This window comes from Sporosarcina luteola (genome assembly GCF_023715245.1).
GTDB classification, from domain to species: Bacteria; Bacillota; Bacilli; order Bacillales_A; family Planococcaceae; genus Sporosarcina; species Sporosarcina luteola_C.
In genome coordinates, this window is sequence record NZ_JAMBNV010000021.1 from 1 (window position 1) to 464 (window position 464).

The window sequence follows — 464 nt, forward strand, 5'->3', positions numbered from 1 at the left end:
GAACATCGCGATCGCCATCATCACGGTGAACGCGGTGTCGGGCGCCACCGCGACCAGCACGGCCGCCACCGCGACGCCGCTCGTCGAGATCCACAGCGCCGCGCGCGGCACGCCGTTCGCGCCGAGCCGGCCGAACACTGCGGGCGCGAGGCGCGCGCGCGACAGGCTGAACATCATCCGCGTCGTCACGTAGAGCTGGCTGTTCATCGCCGACAGCGCCGCGATCAGCAGCACTAAATTGATCACGCCGGCCGCATACGGCACGTGCGTCGCGGCCATCACCTTCACGAACGGGCTTTCGTCGGTGCCGGCCTGCGTCCACGGGACGATCGCGAGCATCAGCGACAGCGTCAGCAGGTAGAACAGCACGAGCCGGAACACGGTCGAGCGGAATGCGCGCGTGACCGCGTGCTGCGGATCGCGCGCTTCGCCGGCCGCGATCGCGACGGCTTCGATGCTCATGT

The 464-nt window shown here is 69.2% G+C and carries 1 protein-coding gene; it reads right to left on the reverse strand.

Annotated features, from left to right (window positions below; all coding sequences use genetic code 11):
* Nucleotides 1–464, reverse strand: a 464-nt coding sequence (locus tag M3152_RS17810) for an amino acid permease (protein ID WP_251697187.1), incomplete at both ends; no start/stop codon positions are given.